The sequence below is a fragment of the Streptococcus constellatus subsp. constellatus genome (genome assembly GCF_023167545.1).
Classification (GTDB): Bacteria; Bacillota; Bacilli; order Lactobacillales; family Streptococcaceae; genus Streptococcus; species Streptococcus constellatus.
This window is the reverse complement of the sequence record NZ_AP014647.1, coordinates 637364-657661: the sequence shown is the minus strand read 5'-3', so window position 1 is coordinate 657661 and position 20298 is coordinate 637364. Positions and strand designations below refer to the sequence as shown.

At 38.7% G+C, this 20298-nt stretch carries 20 protein-coding genes, 1 tRNA gene and 1 other RNA gene; 2 read left to right on the top strand and 20 right to left on the bottom strand.

All coding sequences use genetic code 11. The features are described from left to right. Positions 1 to 20 precede the first annotated feature (20 nt). The gene (locus SCSC_RS03245; protein ID WP_006267445.1) at positions 21 to 533 is read right to left on the bottom strand and encodes an adenine phosphoribosyltransferase; all 513 of its coding nucleotides are present in this window, start codon (positions 531 to 533) and stop codon (positions 21 to 23) included. A 191-nt stretch (positions 534 to 724) separates the two neighbouring features. Here SCSC_RS03245 and SCSC_RS03240 point away from each other — a divergent pair, with 191 nt between their 5' ends. Next, positions 725 to 1657, top strand: coding sequence for an IS30 family transposase (locus SCSC_RS03240; RefSeq protein ID WP_006270177.1), 933 nt, complete (start codon positions 725 to 727; stop codon positions 1655 to 1657). A gap of 60 nt (positions 1658 to 1717) precedes the next feature. On the opposite strand, the gene SCSC_RS03235 is transcribed toward SCSC_RS03240, so the two are convergent. The 4 genes from SCSC_RS03235 to ssrA all read right to left on the bottom strand — a co-directional run bounded on the left by SCSC_RS03235 (position 1718) and on the right by ssrA (position 3376). Further along, the gene (locus SCSC_RS03235; protein ID WP_003040138.1) at positions 1718 to 2413 is read right to left on the bottom strand and encodes an LrgB family protein; all 696 of its coding nucleotides are present in this window, start codon (positions 2411 to 2413) and stop codon (positions 1718 to 1720) included. After that, positions 2406 to 2786, bottom strand: coding sequence for a CidA/LrgA family protein (locus tag SCSC_RS03230; RefSeq protein WP_003069732.1), 381 nt, complete (start codon positions 2784 to 2786; stop codon positions 2406 to 2408). Before SCSC_RS03230 ends, SCSC_RS03235 begins: the two co-directional genes overlap by 8 nt. Before the next feature lie 144 nt (positions 2787 to 2930). After that, positions 2931 to 3018, bottom strand: a tRNA-Ser gene (locus tag SCSC_RS03225). Positions 3019 to 3026: 8 nt separating this feature from the next. Continuing rightward, positions 3027 to 3376, bottom strand: a transfer-messenger RNA (tmRNA) gene (gene ssrA, locus SCSC_RS03220). 136 nt (positions 3377 to 3512) lie between these two features. Between ssrA and SCSC_RS03215 the strand changes: the two genes are divergently transcribed. Next, complete coding sequence (locus SCSC_RS03215; RefSeq protein ID WP_006269915.1) at positions 3513 to 4514, top strand: YdcF family protein; 1002 nt, start codon at positions 3513 to 3515, stop codon at positions 4512 to 4514. Positions 4515 to 4886: 372 nt separating this feature from the next. Here SCSC_RS03215 and SCSC_RS03210 read toward each other — a convergent pair whose 3' ends face one another. The 15 genes from SCSC_RS03210 to SCSC_RS03140 form a co-directional block, all read right to left on the bottom strand. Continuing rightward, the gene (locus SCSC_RS03210) at positions 4887 to 6656 is read right to left on the bottom strand and encodes an ABC transporter ATP-binding protein (RefSeq protein ID WP_006269913.1); all 1770 of its coding nucleotides are present in this window, start codon (positions 6654 to 6656) and stop codon (positions 4887 to 4889) included. Between the two features lie 9 nt (positions 6657 to 6665). Then, positions 6666 to 8402, bottom strand: a complete 1737-nt coding sequence (locus SCSC_RS03205; protein ID WP_006269922.1) for an ABC transporter ATP-binding protein — start codon at positions 8400 to 8402, stop codon at positions 6666 to 6668. 153 nt (positions 8403 to 8555) lie between these two features. Further along, positions 8556 to 9401, bottom strand: coding sequence for a DNA/RNA non-specific endonuclease (locus tag SCSC_RS03200; RefSeq protein WP_003072166.1), 846 nt, complete (start codon positions 9399 to 9401; stop codon positions 8556 to 8558). 62 nt (positions 9402 to 9463) lie between these two features. Next, a complete protein-coding gene (locus tag SCSC_RS03195) occupies positions 9464 to 9640 on the bottom strand; it encodes a DNA-directed RNA polymerase subunit beta (RefSeq protein ID WP_003072163.1) in 177 nt (58 codons plus the stop codon). After that, entirely contained in the window at positions 9633 to 10913 is a 1281-nt protein-coding gene (gene murA / locus SCSC_RS03190) for a UDP-N-acetylglucosamine 1-carboxyvinyltransferase (protein WP_006269932.1), read from the bottom strand. Before murA ends, SCSC_RS03195 begins: the two co-directional genes overlap by 8 nt. A 37-nt stretch (positions 10914 to 10950) precedes the next feature. Further along, a complete protein-coding gene (locus SCSC_RS03185) occupies positions 10951 to 11181 on the bottom strand; it encodes a DUF1146 family protein (RefSeq protein ID WP_080572555.1) in 231 nt (76 codons plus the stop codon). Positions 11182 to 11284: 103 nt separating this feature from the next. After that, entirely contained in the window at positions 11285 to 11704 is a 420-nt protein-coding gene (locus SCSC_RS03180; protein ID WP_003069748.1) for a F0F1 ATP synthase subunit epsilon, read from the bottom strand. 10 nt (positions 11705 to 11714) lie between these two features. Further along, positions 11715 to 13121 carry a F0F1 ATP synthase subunit beta gene (atpD, locus tag SCSC_RS03175; RefSeq protein WP_003030503.1) on the bottom strand — a complete coding sequence of 469 codons (1407 nt, stop codon included), beginning with the start codon at positions 13119 to 13121 and terminating at the stop codon, positions 11715 to 11717. Between the two features lie 34 nt (positions 13122 to 13155). Then, complete coding sequence (locus tag SCSC_RS03170; protein WP_003069751.1) at positions 13156 to 14034, bottom strand: F0F1 ATP synthase subunit gamma; 879 nt, start codon at positions 14032 to 14034, stop codon at positions 13156 to 13158. A gap of 15 nt (positions 14035 to 14049) precedes the next feature. After that, positions 14050 to 15555 (bottom strand): F0F1 ATP synthase subunit alpha, encoded by a 1506-nt coding sequence (gene atpA / locus SCSC_RS03165; protein ID WP_006269924.1) that lies wholly within the window; start codon positions 15553 to 15555, stop codon positions 14050 to 14052. A 15-nt stretch (positions 15556 to 15570) separates the two neighbouring features. Next, positions 15571 to 16107, bottom strand: coding sequence for a F0F1 ATP synthase subunit delta (locus tag SCSC_RS03160; RefSeq protein WP_006269909.1), 537 nt, complete (start codon positions 16105 to 16107; stop codon positions 15571 to 15573). Continuing rightward, positions 16107 to 16601, bottom strand: coding sequence for a F0F1 ATP synthase subunit B (gene atpF / locus SCSC_RS03155; protein ID WP_006269919.1), 495 nt, complete (start codon positions 16599 to 16601; stop codon positions 16107 to 16109). Before atpF ends, SCSC_RS03160 begins: the two co-directional genes overlap by 1 nt. A 14-nt stretch (positions 16602 to 16615) precedes the next feature. Continuing rightward, the gene (gene atpB / locus SCSC_RS03150; RefSeq protein WP_003025280.1) at positions 16616 to 17329 is read right to left on the bottom strand and encodes a F0F1 ATP synthase subunit A; all 714 of its coding nucleotides are present in this window, start codon (positions 17327 to 17329) and stop codon (positions 16616 to 16618) included. Between the two features lie 39 nt (positions 17330 to 17368). Beyond that, positions 17369 to 17569: a F0F1 ATP synthase subunit C gene (locus SCSC_RS03145; RefSeq protein WP_003025282.1), complete on the bottom strand. Its 201-nt coding sequence runs from the start codon at positions 17567 to 17569 to the stop codon at positions 17369 to 17371. A 312-nt stretch (positions 17570 to 17881) separates the two neighbouring features. Further along, positions 17882 to 20281 carry a glycogen/starch/alpha-glucan phosphorylase gene (locus tag SCSC_RS03140; protein ID WP_006269941.1) on the bottom strand — a complete coding sequence of 800 codons (2400 nt, stop codon included), beginning with the start codon at positions 20279 to 20281 and terminating at the stop codon, positions 17882 to 17884. Positions 20282 to 20298 lie beyond the last annotated feature (17 nt).

Genomic DNA, 20298 nt, shown 5'->3' with positions numbered 1-20298 from the left:
ATCTGGCTTTCACTTATATCTTAATAGTGCATGAGAACCTTATAATCGTAGTCGCCAATTGCTTCGCGACCTTTAAGCTCATCTAATTCAATAAGGAAAGCACAGCCTGCAACGATACCACCTAGTCGTTCAACCATCTCAATCGTTGCCTTAACCGTTCCGCCCGTTGCAAGGAGGTCGTCAACAATCAGTACACGTTGTCCAGATTTGATGGAGTCTGCATGCATTGTTAAGGTATCTATACCGTACTCTTTTTCATAACTAGCTGAGATAACCTCACGGGGTAATTTCCCAGGCTTACGTACTGGAGCAAAACCAACACCAAGCTCATAAGCTACTGGACATCCAACAATAAAACCACGCGCTTCTGGACCAACAATCATGTCAATTTTCTTGTCTGTAGCATATTGAACAATTTCTCGAATGGCATAGCTGTATGCATTCCCATCTGCCATCAATGGGCTAATATCACGAAATAAAATTCCTTCTTGTGGATAATTTTCAATGGTTGCAATATAATCTTTTAAATCCATAACTGTCTTTCTATCAAAAAGTTTTTACTCCCTATTATACCATGTTTTTTAGGAAATAGGGCAGAAAAGTTTTTTAGTACAAGATTTTTTATTCTATTGATAAATTGTAAAATATAGTGCAACAAAAAACCCATAGGTTCTCAAATCGTGTAAACTGTAAGTAAGCACACAAACAGACACGAGGAGATCCTATGAGCTACTTACATATTACCATAATTGATCGGCTAAAGATAGAAGCATATCTTGAAGCAGGTTTTAATCAGTCCTATATTGCAACTAAGTTAGGTTTTCACCGTTCATCAATTAGCCGAGAAATCAAACGGTGTCCAAATAAATATTCTGCCGAAGAAGCACAAAGGCAATATGAGGAATTATCTAGACTTAAGGGAAGGAAAACTGCATGTACTTCACTGATGAAGAAAGATATAGAACGTCATTTAAAAGCATCCTGGTCACCCGAGCAGATTCATGGGCGTTATCAGTACGAAAATAAGCCAATCGTATCGTTTAAAACGATTTATAATTGGATATATAATGGCCAACTCGAAGTGAGTGTAGAGACGTTAAGACGAAAAGGTAAAATACGTGAACCCCATGAGACGAGAGGGAAATTCATTATTGGTAAACCTATTTCCAAACGACCTAAAGAAGTGAAGAGGAGGCAAAGTTTCGGTCATTGGGAATTAGATACCATGGTTTCTTCCAGAGGGAAAAGCAAAGGATGCTTGGCTACATTTGTAGAGCGAAAAACACGTTTTTATCTGGCATTTAAAATACCTGACCGATCAGCTAGGTCAATGTTTTCAGTCATAGAAACACTTCAGAAGATTTTTCCTAAGAACTTTTTAAAAACATTTACATCAGACAGAGGAAAAGAATTTGCTTGTTATCCTCAAGTGGAAGCTTTAGGAATAGACTTTTACTTTGCGGACGCTTATTCATCTTGGCAAAGAGGAAGTAATGAAAATTCAAATGGATTGCTTAGAGAATATTTTCCTAAGAGGACTAATCTAACCGACATTACTGATGAATCGTTAGTAAATGCTTTACTTGCTATAAATCACCGTCCAAGAAAATGCTTAGGTTACAAAACAGCATTTGAGGCTCTTATGGATGAATTTTAGATTTGTTGCACTTTTTTTTGCAATTTATCTATTAAAAATGACAAGTCGTTCTAACTCTTTCTATTTCAAAATAATACTTGCGACAATCGGACTGACAATGACATACATAATCCCTGTCACTCCAATAGCCAAACCAGCCATAGCTCCTGCAACTTGTCCGTATTTAAAGGCTGTTCCAGTGCCAACAGCGTGACCCGTTCCTCCAAGAGCTAAACCCACTGCAACTGGATCTTTGATTTTTAAAATTCTTAAAACAGTCGGACCTATCACACTTGTCAAGATTCCTGTTGCTACTACGACCACCAAAGTCACTGTCGTTAGCCCTTGCATTTTATCCGTAATTCCAACCGCCATAGCTGTTGTGACTGATTTTGGAAAGAGTGAAATGGCTAAGAAAAAATCCATTCCAAAAGCCTTTGCGACCAAAGCTGTAAAACTGGTATTAACCACTACTGCTACAAAAGTACCAAGCAAAATGCTTCTGGCGTGGTGTTTCATGAGATGAAATGTTTTATACAAAGGAATTCCTAACGCAACCGTTGATGGCACAATGAGATTATTTAAATAGGCCCCACCAACATAGTAATTCTTGTAGGAAATTCCTGTCAATTTTAAAAATACAATAACAAATATGGTGGCGAGCAACAAAGGAGTTGTCAATGGATGAGGAAATCTGCGAAATATCAGCATTCCTACTAAATAAGCAAAGATCGATAAAGCCAAACCAAATAAGGGATTACCCCACAAATTAGACATTTCTTGTTTCTCCTTCTCCGTAGTCGCCTTCAAAGCGATTTTTAATCAAATGAACAACCACAGCAATGACAATCACATTAATGACAATCGCTCCGACAATAATCAAAACAATCGGCAATAAATAAGGAGCAATGACATGAAATTTATCCATAATTCCTACAGCCGGCGGCAAAAATAGAATCGTCATATTGGCTAATAAAAAGTTTCCCACCATGCTCACATGCCGCAATCTTAAAATCTTAAATTGCAAAGCCAAAAAAAGAAAAATTAAACCGATAATACTTCCTGGAATCGGCAAATGAAAAAGATAGGAAATCCCTTCTCCTATCAAAGAAATCGAAAAAATAATCATCAATTGTACATATAATTTCACAAGAAACCTCCAAACTTTCTAGTAACAGTCTACTACTTTTCAGAAAAATTTCAATATTTTTCAAAAAATAAATGAGTGAATTCGTTTCTCACTCATTTTATCTTCTAGTAAAAAAACGCCACCAATGAGCGTTTTGTACCAAAACGGAAGACATGGGATTCGAACCCACGCACGCTTTTACACGCCTACTGCGTTTCCAACACAGCCTCTTAAACCTCTTGAGTAATCTTCCACGTTTATAAATGGAGCCGGTGGGAATCGAACCCACGTCCAAACACCTGCCAACACATTTGTCTACAACCATAGGTTATGTATTGGATTTAACTTCGCTTTGACACATAACTCAAGCCAAAGCCAAGCGAGTCTATTAATCTCTTATCAAGTCCCTAGACAAGACTTAATCGTATCTCGCTATTATTAAGACCTGTCATCGAACACGAGCGATCCGAATCTGGTCACGCTGGCTGTTTTTTAGGCAGCTAAAGCGTAAGAATTATTATTTTTTGCAGTTATATTTAACTGGCGCTTTACATCCGCTTGATGAGTCGCAAAATGTGCCTCATAATGCCTGTCGAATCCGTAACGACCCCAAGACATGAAAACATTATACCACACTTTTACTAAAAATTTCAATTTTTTGCGCCCATTGTTTTTGAAATCTACTTTTTATAAGAACTTTTATGCTATACTAAAATGGAATTTGTTTGAAAGGTTTGTTATCTAGATATGGTATTGCATCTTGTTTGGTTTCTTCCTGCTCTGCTTTTTTTCATTTTATTTTATATAGAGCCAAGGCGACTCTTCCATGCATATTTCTTTAGTATCATTCTTATTTTATTCGCCCTAATTATTTCTGGTCGTTTTGTAGTCCATATTGAGCAACTTGCCAATAGAAATCTAACAATGCTTATTTTACTCATCCTAGCCTTTTTCATTCCATTGAGTGTCATAGCTTCATCTAGTTATCTCATTTTTAATGGCCGGCAGATGATGATCTATGAAGGTAGGCATATAGCTAATCTCCTCTCCCTCTTTTATGGTATCACCATTGCTCTTTCCCTAGTGCTTACTTTTTTCTTCCCTCATTTTATCTTTCTTCATAAGATTCTATCTCTTACAAATGGACTTCTAATTTATGGTAGCTATCTTTATGCGTCCTATATCCTTTACGGTTTTGTTTATAATATATTCCCCGTCATAAAACGTCCGGACTATCTTATCATCTTAGGCTCAGGATTGATTGGTGACCGAATACCACCTCTTCTCGCTCAACGACTCGAAAAGGGGAAGACGATGTATGAAAAATTTCATAACCATCCCAAAATTGTCGTTTCTGGAGGACAAGGTGTCGATGAACCAATAGCAGAAGCAGAAGCAATGGCGCAATATTTAAGGCAAGTAGGTATTCCACAAGAGGATATTATAATTGAACGGCAGTCAACCAATACCTTAGAAAATTTGCAGTTTAGCAAAACTATTTTAGACGAAAAAAGTAAGGAAAATTACTATTGCTTGGTCATCACCAATTCTTTCCACTCTTTGCGAGCTGGTATTTACATGCGAAAACTTGGCTTAAAAGGGCGAAGCATCGGATCTAGGACTGCTCTTTATTTTCTCCCATCAGCTTGGATTCGCGAAACAATCGGACTGATTGTACTCTATTGGAAATGGCACGCTATTTTTCTTGGATTTTATTTCATTATTTGGTTGATTAATCTCTTTCGATAATGTAATCTTTGCAGCTATTTGCCTTAATGGAGCCATTCACAAGCCACGATTAAAACCATCAACGAGGATAACAGGCAAACTAAAATGAATGCTTGCTATTAGCTAGGACAACTATGTATAAAATCCGTTCTTGTTATCAGCCTAGCTGACATGCAAAACGAAACCTATTCCCTACATCTCCCAAACTGATCGAAGAAATAGACTTTCTCCTCAAAGATGTTGTGAAAAATAGTCGCGATACAGAATGATTACCTTTCAATCTTAGTACGATCAAAAATAAAAAACACGAACTCGTCCAAATTAGCTAACTGCTAGTCTAGACTGAGGTCGTGTTTTCATTACTTTGAGAGGCTTTGTCTATTCTCTTACTTACTAAGCTTCTTTCTTAGCAAATTGGCTCGTATATAAATCATAATAGAAGCCTCTATCAGCTAGAAGTGATTCATGAGTTCCTTGTTCAATAATTTGTCCGTCTTTAAGGACTAAAATTTTATCAGCTTCTTGAATTGTCGATAAGCGGTGAGCAATGACAAAGCTTGTCCGTCCTTGCATGAGGTTCTTCATCGCTTTTTGAATCAAGAGCTCTAGGCGCGTATCAACCGACGAGGTTGCTTCATCCAAAATTAAGATTTTGGGATTTGCCAATAGTGCGCGCGCAATGGTCAATAATTGTTTTTGCCCCAGTGAGATATTGCTAGACTCTTGATTCATTTCCATATTATAGCCACCCGGAAGTGTCCGAATGAAATGATCTACATTAGCAGCTTTGGCAGCGTCCACAATTTCCTCATCTGTTGCACTCAGATTTCCAAAACGCAAGTTATCCTTTACTGTTCCTTCATAGAGCCAAGCGTCTTGCAAGACCATGCCAAATTGCTTGCGGTAATCTTGGCGCGATAAGTTACGAATATCGTGACCATCAACAGAAATTGAACCTGCTGTTACATCGTAAAAGCGCATGAGTAGATTGATGAGGGTGGTCTTTCCAGCACCGGTCGGACCGACAATTGCTACCATTTCACCCGGCTTTACCTCCAAATTGAAGTCGTGAATGAGCGGTTTGCTTTCAACATATTGAAAATCAACATGTTGAAAACTAACCTGTCCTGTCAAATCATGTTCTAATTGCTCTTTTATATCCGTTACTTCGTCTGGTTCATCTAAGACTTGGAAAATACGATCCAGCGAAGACTTAGCACTTTGTAATTGCCCAGCTAACTGCGTTAAATTTTGAATTGGTTGGTTTACTTGCCATACATATTGTACAAAAGCTTGCATGTTCCCAATTGTTAATTGTCCAGAAATGACTTGCAAACCACCAACAACTGCTACAAGCAGATAAGTCAAATCTGAAATTGCGTTCAAAATTGGCATCATCAAGCCAGAAATAAAACTAGCTTTGAACCCGACTTCTTGGAGGTTTTGCGTGATTTCTCGAAAATCGTCTGAAGATGTTTCTTCACGACCATAGAGTTTCAGCACATTAAAACCAGTTAGATTTTCTTGAACAAATCCATTCATGACACCTAGCGTATCTGCTTGCTTTTTAAAATATGGTTGTGATTTTTTCAAAATAAAGGTCGCCCCAAAATAGGTCAATGGAATGCTAGCAATCACTATCAAAGCCAGTTGAAAATTAAGATACAAGACCATTCCGATAACTAAAGTAATGGTCAAAACCGCATTTACAACTTGTAAGAATGATTGTTGAAGCGCATTTGAAACAGTCTCTACATCACTGGTAAAGCGTCCTAGCAAATCTCCAAATTGATGCTTATCAAAGTAAGAAACTGGAATTTGATTAATTTTAGAACTCAACTCATTGCGCATGTCACGTACTGTATTTTGCACTGCATTGGTCATAAAATAATTAGAATAGTAAGCCCCAATTTCATAGAACAAACCACGCAAAAGGTAAAGTGCCATTACCCCAAAGACATATGTTGTGTTTATACTGGCGCCTTCGACTCCTTTTGCTATGTCCAGCACATTTCGTGTCAATTCTGTAATAGCAAGACCAAGTACAAAAGGTTCCAGCACGCTCATCACAATACTCACCACCTTCAAAAAGATAGCAAGGATTACTGAGAGTTTATAAACTTTTAAGTAACTCCACAAACGCATAAAACTATGTTGTTTCATCTTTCCCTCCTATTCTTCTGTTAGTGACTGACTATTAAGCTGAGAATTAGCAATTTCGCGATAGATATCGTTTTGTCGCAACAATTCTTCATGTGTTCCGCGCCCGACGATTTCTCCCTTATCCAGAACAATAATCTGATCTGCATCCATTATGGTTCCCACGCGTTGTGCTACAATCAATACAGTAGCATTTTGCGTAACTTCTTTGAGTCGACTTCGAAGAATGGCATCGGTCTTATAGTCCAACGCAGAAAATGAATCATCAAAGATATAAATATCTGGTTCTTTCACGACAGCACGTGCGATAGAAAGGCGTTGCTTTTGCCCACCTGAGAGATTGCTTCCCCCTTCAGCTAAATGGGTTTCAAAGCGTTCTTCCTTACTTTCGATAAAATCTCTAGCTTGTGCTACATCTGCCGCTTGTGTCAATTCTTCATAACTGGCATGTTCTTTCCCATACCGCAGATTTTCTGCGATTGTTCCCGTAAACAGCAAAGCCTTTTGTGGAATGAAGCCTATCTTCTGCCGCAATACTTTTAGATTATAGGAGCGCACATCTACCCCATCCACTAAAATTTTTCCTAAAGTTACATCATAGAAGCGTGGAATTAACTGCACCAGAGATGATTTCCCTGAACCTGTTGAACCAATAAAGGCAATTGTTTCACCAGGTTTTGCTTTGAAGGAAATATTATGCAAGACTGGACTCTCTGTTTCACCAGGATATGCAAAGGTAACATTGTCAAACTCTAAATAACCATGACTGTCTGTCTCAGTCACACCATCTTCGTTTGGATTGATCGAAATGGGCATTTCCATTACTTCTTTTAACCGTTCACTCGAAACAGCAGTTCTAGGATACATAGTAAACAAGCTAGACAGCAACAGAAATGACAGCAATGCATGAAAACTGTATTCGATAAAAGCAACCAAATCTCCAATTTGCAAGTCTCCTGTACCTAGTGGTTTTAAAGCAAAGCAGACAATGGCAACAATCATCGCGATGATAATTTGAACAAAAAGAGGTTCTGTCAAACCAGTTAACTTGAACAGACGATTCGAATTATTCGCATAAATGTCATTTTGTGAAGCAAAACGCTCTTCTTGAAATTCTTCTCGAGCAAAAGCACGAATAACGCGCAGCCCCATTAAATTCTCACGTGCGTATTGATTGATTTTATCTAAAGTTTTTTGTTGTTTTTCTGATAAAGGACGAGTCTTGACTGCTATATACCAAACGACAATGCCGAGGAAAGGAACAGAAATTGCAACAATCCAAGCCAAGGAAGGACTAGTGAAAAAAATCATCATCACACTAGACATCATCATCATTGGTGTGATGACACCCATTTTTAGGGATTGTTCTGCGAACTGCATCAAAACAAAAGCATCACTGGTAATCCGTGTCACTAAGGATGAAACACCAATCTGCTCGTATTCATGATGGGAATACTCTTGCAATTTGTCGTAGATGTCATTACGCATATCACGCACCATACTCGTTGTCAACTTACCAGCTGCATAAGAAAGCACGATCCGCCCCAAAATTCCCAACAAGATCACAATAAGCATCACAAGCGCCCAATAATACAAACGGTTGCTGTCTTCTTGGTTAATCCCTTCATCAATCATCCGTGCTAAAACAGTCGGTAAACCGAGATTCACCACAACAAAGAAGACAGCACCAAAGAAATCCAATAGCAACCATTTGGGATATTTTTTCAAATAAGACCAAATATACTTCATGTTTCTCCTCCCTACATCATAAAATAATCCGCAATAAAAAAGCACTTATACACTTTTTAGACAAAATAGAGCGTGCCAAAGCACGCCTATGCAAAAACAGTATAACAAAAAGATGATAAAAATGCAAAAGCATATGGGCTATTAACTCCAAATTTAGTTGGTGACCGTCACTTCTCCTGTCTGATAATTTAATCGAATTCCTGTCTGTACGTTTGGCACAAAGACATTTATTTCCAAACTACCGTCGCTAGACTTGGCTTCAATATGTGAACCAACCGGTACTAAATCCTGCTCACTTGCGTAAATCAAGGTCACTCGATACCGAACTCGTTTATTTTTATCAAGAGCTTTACGTACTTTCGTTTCATAAAAATTTTGACCTGTAGAATGGCTAGCATTTGCTTGATTCGCCCAAGCCGTTTGCACCGCAATATTTTTAGGATTGCTAGTCGAAGCATCAAAGCCTTTCAAGTTACCAATCAAGGCATAACCTAGCAGATGTCCACGGTCAACTGCATGATGATATTCACCCGATAAATGCTTCACCTGATGCCAGCCAGCAGGTGTCCAAGTTGTTGAACCATTACCTGTTTCTTCACGATTCCTATACTGACGAGTAGCTTTGGACAAAAGAGCATTTGCTACCGTTGGAACAGTTCGACCTCTGACCAATTTTGTCTTATTATCCGCATAAGGAATACTTCCCACTTTAGCATCTAAATCATTTTTATTCTCATTGACAATAAAAGCCCCTGCGCCATTCCACTCGATTTTCCCTTTAAATTGTGAACGCACATTACCTGTCAATACACTTTGAGCCAGATCTTTACTAGGACCCGCATGATGTTGCTCGAGACTTTTGTTAATGGCAGAACTATCTTGATGAACTGTACCATTATTATTTGCTCGAAAATAATAAGCACCAAGAGCTAAACTAAGTGCAATAATCCCTCCAATAACACTCTGCATTACTTTTTGATTGGATTTTCTCTGCGACATTTTTCTCCTTTCTTAAAATAAAATAGGAGGCTGAGCAACTCTCAACCTTCTTTCAATAAATACTATCGTCCTGTAAATTTGCTGACAATCTCCTGCCACTTGTCTGGAGATAGAATATCCCATGGATTTTTTCCACCATAGCCAACAACCAAGCCAAGTGCAAACAAAATCAAACCAAACAATAAGACGGCCAAAACAATTCCGACTTGTTTTTTAACATATTTCAAATTATTATTCATCGTCTTCTTCCTTCACTCGCTTAATATTTGCACCCAAATTAGCCAGTTTTTTATGAAATTGATAATAACCTCTATCCAAATGAGTTAGTTGACCTACTTTTGTTTCCCCATCTGCAACCAAACCTGTCAAAATTAGCGCGGCACTCGCACGCAAGTCCGTTGACATCACTTCAGCTCCTTGCAAAGCTTGACCACCAACGATACGAGCTGTATCTCGCATAATTTCCGAGTGTAAACCCATTCGACGCATTTCTTCCAGATGTTGGAAACGATTCTCAAAAACAGTCTCAATCATAGTGGATTCGCCCTTAGCAACCGTCATCAAAGCTGTAAATTGTGCCTGCATATCTGTTGGGAAACCAGGATGAGGAAGAGTTTTGACATTGACTGCTCTTAATTTAAAAATGTCAGATTGAACACGGATACCCTCATCTTCCTCCGTAACAGACACACCCATTTCTAGCAATTTCGCAATAAGTGGACGATTATGCTCCCAAATAGCATCTTGCACAAGGACATTACCGCCAGTCATAGCAGCGGCTACCATAAAAGTCCCGGCTTCAATGCGGTCTTGTACTACACTGTGGCTTGTCCCCATCAGCTCCTCAACTCCAGTAATGGTTAATGTTTCTGTACCAGCACCACGAACTTTCGCCCCCATTTTGTTCAATAAAACAGCTAAATCAACAATCTCCGGTTCGCGCGCTGCATTTTCAATCACAGTTACACCATCCGCTAAAGTTGCTGCCATCATGATATTTTGCGTTGCACCCACACTTGGAAAATCCATGTAAATATGAGCTCCATGCAATCGGTTAGCTTTGGCCTCAATAAATCCAGCCGTCTGCTTAATTTCAGCTCCCATTGCCTCCAATCCTTTCAAATGAAGGTCAATAGGACGACTTCCAATCGTACAGCCACCAGGCATAGAAACTTTGGCATAACCATTTCTTGCCAAAATCGAACCTAATACCACGATAGAAGCACGCATTTTACTCACATATTTATAAGGAGCTTCTTCGCTCAACGGCTGTGTAGCATCCACCGTAATCCTGTTCTCTTCTTGTTCAAAAATCACTTTTGTATTCAATCCACGAACCACATTGTTCATCGTAAATACATCAGATAGAACCGGAACATTGGTTAGAGTTGTTTTCCCTGTCGTCGCTAGAATAGTTGCTGCAAGCAAAGGCAAAACAGCATTTTTGGCACCTTCAATTTTAACCGAACCGACTAATGGATTCGAACTGCCTTGTATAATAATTTTATCCATATTTCTCCAAAACACCTATTATATTTCTTTTCTTATCCTATAAATTACTATTAAACATATCTCGTCCCAATGTATAGAGATTAAGGAAGAAAGAACTGAGCAAAAACCCTAACGCAATACTAAGCAATAAAATTAGAAATCGAATCTTAAGAGCATTGTCAGCATTCACCTTTAATAGTCTTTCCCAATTCACAACAGTAGAAAGCAAGTGAAATGAAAGAAAAATAAAAATCATGTGGCTACTAAGCGTAAAAATTAACTGAATCATATCCCCATTATACCAAAAAAATAGATGAGAGCAAACTATCAGACACAAATCAGGTACTGATAGCAAAAAAGCCATTATAAAAAGGCCAATTGGCCTTTTCGTATTATAATCTTGTTCCAACGTTAATTCGATTAATGGCACGTTGAAGGGCAATTCTGGCACGACGTTCTTGGTCAATTAAATGCTTTTCCTGTGCTTCTTCAATGGCACGCTCGGCACGCAATTTTGCTCTTTCAGCACGACTGATGTCAATATCACGAGCGCGTTCAGCAGAGTCTGCAACGATGGTAATCAAATTATCAGCAACTTCGACAATTCCACCATTCACCGCAATCCAATTGACATGATCTTCTTCATCAATCCGCTTCACTTTGACCTCATCGACAGCCAAAACAGCAATCATGTTTTCATGATGCGGCAAAATCCCCATTTCTCCATCAAGAGTTTTAACGGAAACAAACGTTGCATGATGATCAAAAACCAGACCATCAGGTGTAACGATTTGTACTGTCATTTGAGCCATAAGTCACCTCTTAGAATCCCATTTTTTCAGCTTTAGCAACCACATCTTCAATAGAACCAACGCCGCGAAAGGCATCTTCAGGAAGATGATCATATTTACCTTCAAGAATTTCTTTAAAGCCACGAACCGTATCAGCAACTGGCACATAAGAGCCTGGTTGACCGGTGAATTGTTCCGCCACATTAAAGTTTTGTGATAAGAAGAACTGAATCCGACGTGCACGAGCAACCAAGGTCTTTTCTTCGTCTGACAATTCATCCATACCCAAAATAGCAATAATATCTTGCAATTCATGGTAACGTTGAAGGACGCGTTTTACTTCTGCTGCAACAGCATAATGCTCTTCACCGACAATTTCAGGAGCAAGCGCACGTGAGCTAGAAGCAAGCGGATCTACTGCTGGATAAATACCTAATTGTACCAATTTTCGTTCAAGGTTAGTTGTTGAATCTAAATGAGCAAAAGCTGTAGCTGGCGCAGGGTCAGTATAGTCATCAGCTGGCACATAGATAGCCTGAATTGAGGTAACAGAACCTTTTTTCGTTGATGTAATACGTTCTTGTAATTGCCCCATTTCAGTAGCCAAGGTTGGTTGGTAACCCACAGCTGATGGCATACGACCAAGAAGGGCTGACACTTCAGAACCTGCCTGAGTGAAACGGAAGATATTGTCAATGAATAAAAGAACATCTTGACCTTCCACATCACGGAAATACTCTGCAATCGTTAACCCAGTCAAAGCTACACGCATACGTGCTCCAGGCGGTTCATTCATTTGCCCAAAGACCATAGCTGTCTTTTCGATAACACCAGATTCTTTCATTTCCCAGTACAGGTCATTCCCTTCACGAGTTCGTTCCCCAACACCAGTAAAGACTGAAATCCCGCCGTGTTCTTGGGCGATATTATGAATCAACTCTTGAATCAAGACAGTTTTCCCAACGCCAGCACCACCGAAGAGGCCGACTTTCCCACCTTTGAGGTAGGGGGCTAAAAGGTCAATAACCTTTATTCCTGTTTCTAAGATTTCTGATGAAGTAGATAACTCATCAAAAGTTGGAGCTTTTTTATGGATTGGTTGACGTTCTGCATCTTCACCAAATGGAGCCTCCAAATCAATGGTATCGCCTAAAACGTTAAAGACACGACCAAGTGTTTCTTTCCCAACTGGAACAGAAATTGGTCGACCAGTATCTAGAACTTCCATGCCACGAGTCAACCCATCAGTGGATTCCATGGCAATAGTTCGAACCACTCCATCACCAAGCTCAAGAGCTACTTCAAGGACGATTTTTGATTTATTTTCGTCATTTTTATAGACTACAAGTGCATTATTTATCTCAGGTAATTTATCACCAGCTGCAAACGCGACATCAACGACTGGTCCGATAACCTGAGCAATTTTGCCTGAGCTCATTCTTTTCTCCTCTATCTATTTATTTTATGTGACACTATTCTAGTGCACTTGCACCCGCCACAATTTCAGTAATTTCTTGCGTGATAGCAGCTTGTCTAGCACGGTTATACTGAATCGTTAAATCACTGATAACTTTCTTTGCGTTATCTGTTGCTGTCTGCATGGCGGTCATTCCTGCTGCATTTTCAGCAGTTTTCGCATCAATAATTGCACCATAAATCATACTCTCAGCAAATTGAGGCAACAATTGATCCAAAATGACATCACGACTTGATTCCAATTCCAAATTCAAAACGTAGTCTTCATCTGCTTCATTTGGATCCAAATCCACAATTGGAAGCATTTGTTCAACACGCATTTGGCTTGTTAAACTATTGACGTGATGATTATAACAAACATACAATTCATCAAATAATTCGTTTTGATACATTTCAACCGTTTTGTTAATGATTTTACGGACTTCATCAAAGCTTGGTTGATCTGCTAAACCACGCAGTTCATAAATTGGTTGAAGACCACGAGCACGAAAGAAATCCGAACCCATACTTCCGATTGAAATAATGACAAAATCATCTTTATCATGGTATTCCGCAAAAAGTTCCATCATGGATTTGAGAATGGTCGCATTATAACCACCTACCAAGCCACGATCCGATGTGATAACGATATAAGCCGTTTTCTTAACCGGACGACTAACAAGCATAGGATGGTATTTGGAATTTTGAGCTTCATGTCCATGAAGTAAATCCGTCAATAATTTTCTGACCTTAGAAGCATAGATTTGAAAATTTTTGGCTGCTTCTTCAGATTTTCCCAACTTTGCAGCAGACACCATCTGCATAGCATTCGTGATTTGACTGGTGTTTTTTGTGGATGCAATTTTATTTTTTATATCATTTAATGAAACTGCCATCTGACACCTCTCTTCTTACTTGAAGCTCGACTGATTGATAAATTCAGTAATTGCAGCATCTAGAGCAGCTTCTTCTGGAAGATCTTTTGTCCGACGAATAGTTTCATAGATGCCTTCATGATGAGCATCAAAGTAATCAAACAATTCTGCTTCAAAACGAAGAATATCATCAACAGGTACACTATCCAAGAAGCCATGTATCAATGCATACAAGATAACCACTTGTTTTTCAACTGGTAGTGGTTCATGAACAGGCTGTTTCAATACTTCTACTGTCCGACGACCACGGTTTAACTTTGCTTGTGTCGCAGCATCCAAATCACTACCAAACTTGGTAAAGGCTTCTAGTTCACGATAAGAAGCAAGGTCAATACGGAGTGTACCAGCTACCTTCTTCATAGCTTTTATCTGAGCAGAACCACCTACACGCGATACAGATGAGCCGGCATCAATAGCTGGTCGAACCCCCCCATTAAAGAGACTATCGCTCAAGAAGATTTGACCGTCTGTAATGGAAATCACATTAGTTGCGATATAAGCTGAAATGTCTCCTGCTTGTGTTTCAATAAACGGCAACGCTGTGATAGAGCCACCGCCTAGTTCATCTGAAACTTTTGCAGACCGTTCCAAAAGACGGCTGTGAAGATAGAACACATCTCCAGGGAAAGCTTCACGACCTGGTGGACGACGAAGTAAAAGTGACAGTTCACGATAGGCAACCGCTTGTTTGGATAAATCATCATAAACAATCAAAACGTGTTTACCATTATACATAAATTCTTCTGCCATTGCCACACCAGCATAAGGAGCCAAAAACAGCAATGGTGACGGTTGAGAGGCTGACGCCGTCACAACGATTGTATAATCAAGCGCTCCATACTGACGAAGCGTTTCTACTTGCGTACGAACCGTTGACTCTTTCTGTCCAATAGCAACGTAGATACAAATCATATCTTGTCCCTTTTGGTTCAAAATCGCATCAATTGCAATACTTGTTTTACCAGTTTGACGATCTCCGATAATCAATTCCCGTTGACCACGACCAATTGGTACCAAAGCATCAATCGCTTTCAACCCCGTTTGAAGAGGTTCTGATACAGATTTCCGTTGCATAACTCCTGGAGCAGGCGTTTCAACTGGGCGTGTCTTGTCTGTCTTGACTTCACCAAGTCCATCAACCGGACGACCAAGTGGATCAACAACCCGCCCAATCAAAGCATCTCCAACAGGTACTTCCATGATTTTACCAGTACGACGGATTGTATCACCTTCGCGAATATCAGTAAAATCACCTAGAATGATAATCCCAACATCTGTTGATTCTAAGTTTTGTGCCATACCATATGAGCCATTTTCAAAAATCAACAACTCACCACTCATGGCATTATCAAGACCATGGGCACGTGCGATTCCATCACCAATATAAGTGACGACCCCTGTTTCCGTGACGTCAAAATTTGGCTGGAAATTTTCAATTTGTTGCTTAATCAAAGCGCTGATTTCTTGTGCGTTAATCGCCAAAATTCACACCACTTTCTATTTCAATTTTTCTTTTACTGTTTGTAATTGACGTTTAATACTTGCATCAATTGTCTTATTATTAGCAGTGATGATAAAGCCACCAATAAGGCTCGCATCAAGTTCTTCTTTTAAGGAACGAACTTGCAATCCAAATTTTCGCTCAACAATTGGAATAATTTTGGATTTTTGAGTCTCAGATAAAGTCTGAATGGATTTAATCGTCACTTCAAATTCATTACTAATCATTTCAAGCTGATGAAGACTTTCTACTAAAATATCATAAAAAAGATCTTCACGATGATTGTGAATAATAACTTCAATGAAGTTGTCAATCAAAAGCGAATCAGATCCTTGAAAATAGCGAAGGCTTTTTTCTTTTTCTGTATCATCAACACCAATGTGTGATAGAAAGGCAACTAAGTTTGTATCATCCAAAATGTCTTTCATTTGATGAAGCTGTTCAAAGACATCTTTTTGTTGCCCTTTTTCAATCACAAGCTGGACAAAAGGTGTGGTATATTTTTCAATTACCGCAAATCTTTTTTTGTCCATTAAGCATCTCCTAGCTTGTCAATGTAGAGGTCAATCAACTCTTTGTGAGCTTCTTGATCCAACTGTTGGCCTAAAATTTTACTAGCAAGATTTACAGTCAAATCAGCTACATCACCTTTAATACTGTTCAAGGCTTCTGCTTTGGTTTGAGCAATTTCTTGATTTGCTTTCTCTTTTAAACGTCCAGCTTCATCAGCTGCATCTGCCAAGATTCCTGCCTTATTTTTCTCAGCAGTTTCTTTAGCATTCTCAATAATGGTTGTCGCTTCCTGACGACTACCTGCTAATTCTGTTTCTCTTTTTTGCGCTAAATCTTCTGCTTTTTGACGAGCTGATTCTGCACCATCAATATCGTCTGAAATCTTTTTAGCACGTTGCTCAAAAGTACTTGTGATATTCTCCCAGGCAAATTTCTTGATTAAAATGATTAACAGAAGAAATGAGCCTGCTACAAGGATAAAATCCCCAATAAGACTACCTAAAGTAATATTCATCTCTTATCTCCCTTCTATTCCTCACTGTTAATTTTCTTACCTAGATACATAGATGTCAACATGGTAAATACATATGCTTGAATACATGAAATAAAGACTGAAAAAGCAGTCCAAACAAGATTCAAGACAAAAGCAATTGGATACCAACCAGCAGCTTGTTGTGATAAAGTTAACAACAAACCAGACAGAACTTCACCCGCATAAATATTACCATAGATACGCAGAGCCAGAGAGGCAAAATTAGTGAATTCTTCCAAAATATTCATTGGAGTCATTCCAGCAGGTGTCGCAAATGCCTTGAGATAAGCTTTCACTCCCCGTCGGCGAATTCCTTCAACATGACAAATTAAGGTAATCAAAAATGAAAATCCTAAGTCAAAGGCAAGATTGGCCGTTGGAGATGTCCACAAATTATAACCATTGGTTGTCTGCACTTTTGCCATCAAACCAAGATTGTTAGCTACTGCAACGAAAAGGAATAAGGAAAAGATAAATAGAGAATAATTCTTTATATATTTATCGCCAATATTTCCCTTTGTAAAGCCAATAACAAAATCATAGAGGTATTCTAAGACATTTTGTTTGCCAGAAGGCTTCAGCGTCATTTTCCGACTAGCCCAATAAACAAAGGCAAATACGATAAATACAGTTAGAAGAGACATAGCAAGTAGAGTCAAATCAAAAGTCACAGGACCTAAAGTGATAGTTGGATTTATACTTTCTTCCAACGAACTCCACCCCCTTTTCTAAAGGATAACTTTCTTTTCTTATTTAATGATGAATGACATCGCAAGTGTTACGAAGAAAGTACCTTCGATAAAGGCAATCCCCATGATCATGAGCGTTCTCAACTGACCAATGATTTCTGGTTGACGTGATGCTGATTTAAATAAATTTGCCATTAAAAAACCTTCAGCGAGCGAAACACCCATACAGGCAAGACATAATCCAAAAAATGTTAAATTCATGATGAATTCTCCTTTATGTTTAAAATTTACTTACTTAGTTTAGTCCTAAAAATTCTTTTTGTCAAATGTTTTTGTCTTTTGGAAACGTTTTATAAGGATTTACTGCATTTTCCAAAAAAGCAAGGTGTTTCTGCAATAATGATAAACCTAGATAGCGAAAATACGAAGTTTGTTTCACTATAAATCTACCTTTATAAAAAAATAGTAATCTTTTCTTATTTATTGAAATCTGATACTTCACAAAATCTTCCTCTATCAAATGAAATAAATTAACTTTTCAACAAAGAGGCTGGATAGGTCCCAGCCCCTAGCTTAATCCTTTTTCAGGTTCCAAATTTCTTTGGCGTATTGTTCAATCGTATCATCTGATGTGAATTTATCAGACGTTGCAATATTAACAAGGCTCATACGCGCCCATTTTTCTTTGTCGCGATAGAGTTGATCAATCTTTTCTTGTGCGGCTACGTACGAAGCAAAGTCTTCTAGAAGGAAGTATTCGTCATTGTGTGTAATCAAAGCTTCATAAATCTCAGCGCCTTCATTCCGGACATTTGGAATGGTTCCGTTTACGAAACTATCAACTACACGCCGAATGACTGGATTGTCTTCGTAGACACCGCATGAATCATAATCATGACGTGCGTAATGGTCGTAGACTTCGTTTTTGTTCATACCGAAAATCACAATATTGTCATCTCCAACTTCATCTTTGATTTCAATATTAGCTCCGTCAAGGGTTGCCAGTGTAATGGCTCCTGTCATCATGAATTTCATATTGGATGTTCCTGAAGCCTCTTTGGAAGCAAGAGAAATTTGCTCTGACACATCTGCCGCTGGAATGATGAGTTCAGCTAAACTGACACGATAATTTTCAAGGAAAACAACTTTTAATTTGCCTTGTAAACTTTCATCATTATTCACAAGATTTGCTACTTCGTTGATCAATTTAATAACAGATTTTGCAAAATGATAACCTGGTGCTGCTTTAGCACCAAAAATGAAAACTCGCGGCACCATATCTTTATCAGGATTATCTTTCAAATCCCAATATAGCTTAAGAATATGGAGCAAATTGAGCAATTGACGCTTATAGGCGTGAAGCCGTTTCACTTGCACATCAAAGATAGCTTCCGTTGACACTTCCACTCCTGTAGATTCTTTGATAAAAGTTGCTAAACGTGCTTTAGCTTCCTGCTTAACATTATAAAATTCACTCAAAACTTGCCAATCATCTTTGTAGTCTAAGAGTCTACGAAGTTCATGAATATCCGTCCGCCAGCCCTTACCAATCAAACGATCAATTTCATTTGACAATGGTTCATCTGCAATTTGCAACCAGCGACGTTGAATGATGCCATTCGTTTTATTATTGAATTTTTCAGGATAAATAGCATAAAAATCACGCAACGTATCTTCTTTGAGAAGTTCTGTGTGAAGTTTGGCCACTCCATTGACCGAATGACCGCCAATAATCGCCAAATGTGCCATGTGGATTTGATTATCTTTGACAATCCGAGTATGTTCAATCACTTGTGGGTCAATGCCACGCGCAGCCATATCAGCAATATAACGATTGTCAATTTCAAGAATAATTTGATAAACACGAGGAAGAACATTTTTAAAGAGTTCCGCATCCCATCTTTCTAGGGCTTCTGAAAGGATGGTATGATTGGTATAGCTCATCGTCTGAACTGTCGCATTCCAAGCGTCTGCCCATTCAAGACCACAATCATCTAACAGAAGTCGCATAAATTCTGCTGGTGCAACTGCTGGGTGTGTATCGTTAATATGAACCGATACCTTTTCATGAATTTGCTCTAAAGGCAGACCTTGTTTCCGATAGGATTTGATAATGGTCTGCAAACCGGCACTGGTCATGAAATATTCTTGAATCAAGCGTAGCTCTTTTCCTTCATAACTTGAATCATCTGGGTAAAGAATGGCTGTAATATCCTGTACCTTGCGACGCGCTTCAATCGTTGGATAGTCTAATTCATATTCTTCAGGAATTTCGACATCCCAAAGACGAAGATTGTTGACAACGTCATTTCCAAAACCAATTTGTGGTACATCGTAAGGTACTGCACGGAGAGTTTGCGAATTTTCATAAATGGGAAGCATTCGCCCTTCTTTGTTGGCTTGCAGATAGACATTTCCAAAGATTTTAACATCTACAACATCATGATCCTTACGTGTTTCCCAAACATTTCCGAGACTACCAAACCAATCATCAGGCAACTCGACTTGGTAACCGTCCACAATTTTTTGTTTGAATAATCCATAGCGATAGCGAATTCCATTACCAAATCCAGGATAACCTGTGGTTGCCAATGAATCCATAAAAGCTGCTGCTAAGCGACCCAAACCGCCATTCCCTAGCGCCATATCGTACTCAGCCTGTTTGACAGCTGTAAAATCAATACCTAATTCATCAAATCCTTCTTTGACAACATCGAGGATTCCAAGATTTAGTAAATTGGTTTCCAGCATTCGCCCAGGCAAAAATTCAATAGAAAAGTAATAAGCAATTTTTTGCTTGTCTTCTACTAATTTGTTTCGTCGCTCCAACCACATAGGAGTGATGTATTTACGAATTGTACGTGCTAAGGTTTGAAACAGTTCTGCCGAAGTGGCATCTTCTACTTTAATCAATTGTTCTTCATGCAAAATGTCCTTAAAATCATGAAGAAACTGCTCTTTTGTTAGTTCCATTTCTTAACGGCAAACTC

Coding starts and splice junctions, on each gene's coding strand:
- SCSC_RS03245 (WP_006267445.1), bottom strand. CDS start 533: ATGGATTTAAAAGATTATATTGCAACCATTGAAAATTATCCACAAGAA.
- SCSC_RS03240 (WP_006270177.1), top strand. CDS start 725: ATGAGCTACTTACATATTACCATAATTGATCGGCTAAAGATAGAAGCA.
- SCSC_RS03235 (WP_003040138.1), bottom strand. CDS start 2,413: ATGTCTAATTTGTGGGGTAATCCCTTATTTGGTTTGGCTTTATCGATC.
- SCSC_RS03215 (WP_006269915.1), top strand. CDS start 3,513: ATGGTATTGCATCTTGTTTGGTTTCTTCCTGCTCTGCTTTTTTTCATT.
- SCSC_RS03210 (WP_006269913.1), bottom strand. CDS start 6,656: ATGAAACAACATAGTTTTATGCGTTTGTGGAGTTACTTAAAAGTTTAT.
- SCSC_RS03205 (WP_006269922.1), bottom strand. CDS start 8,402: ATGAAGTATATTTGGTCTTATTTGAAAAAATATCCCAAATGGTTGCTA.
- SCSC_RS03200 (WP_003072166.1), bottom strand. CDS start 9,401: ATGTCGCAGAGAAAATCCAATCAAAAAGTAATGCAGAGTGTTATTGGA.
- SCSC_RS03195 (WP_003072163.1), bottom strand. CDS start 9,640: ATGAATAATAATTTGAAATATGTTAAAAAACAAGTCGGAATTGTTTTG.
- murA (WP_006269932.1), bottom strand. CDS start 10,913: ATGGATAAAATTATTATACAAGGCAGTTCGAATCCATTAGTCGGTTCG.
- SCSC_RS03185 (WP_080572555.1), bottom strand. CDS start 11,181: ATGATTCAGTTAATTTTTACGCTTAGTAGCCACATGATTTTTATTTTT.
- SCSC_RS03180 (WP_003069748.1), bottom strand. CDS start 11,704: ATGGCTCAAATGACAGTACAAATCGTTACACCTGATGGTCTGGTTTTT.
- atpD (WP_003030503.1), bottom strand. CDS start 13,121: ATGAGCTCAGGCAAAATTGCTCAGGTTATCGGACCAGTCGTTGATGTC.
- SCSC_RS03170 (WP_003069751.1), bottom strand. CDS start 14,034: ATGGCAGTTTCATTAAATGATATAAAAAATAAAATTGCATCCACAAAA.
- SCSC_RS03160 (WP_006269909.1), bottom strand. CDS start 16,107: ATGGACAAAAAAAGATTTGCGGTAATTGAAAAATATACCACACCTTTT.
- atpF (WP_006269919.1), bottom strand. CDS start 16,601: ATGAATATTACTTTAGGTAGTCTTATTGGGGATTTTATCCTTGTAGCA.
- SCSC_RS03145 (WP_003025282.1), bottom strand. CDS start 17,569: ATGAATTTAACATTTTTTGGATTATGTCTTGCCTGTATGGGTGTTTCG.
- SCSC_RS03140 (WP_006269941.1), bottom strand. CDS start 20,281: ATGGAACTAACAAAAGAGCAGTTTCTTCATGATTTTAAGGACATTTTG.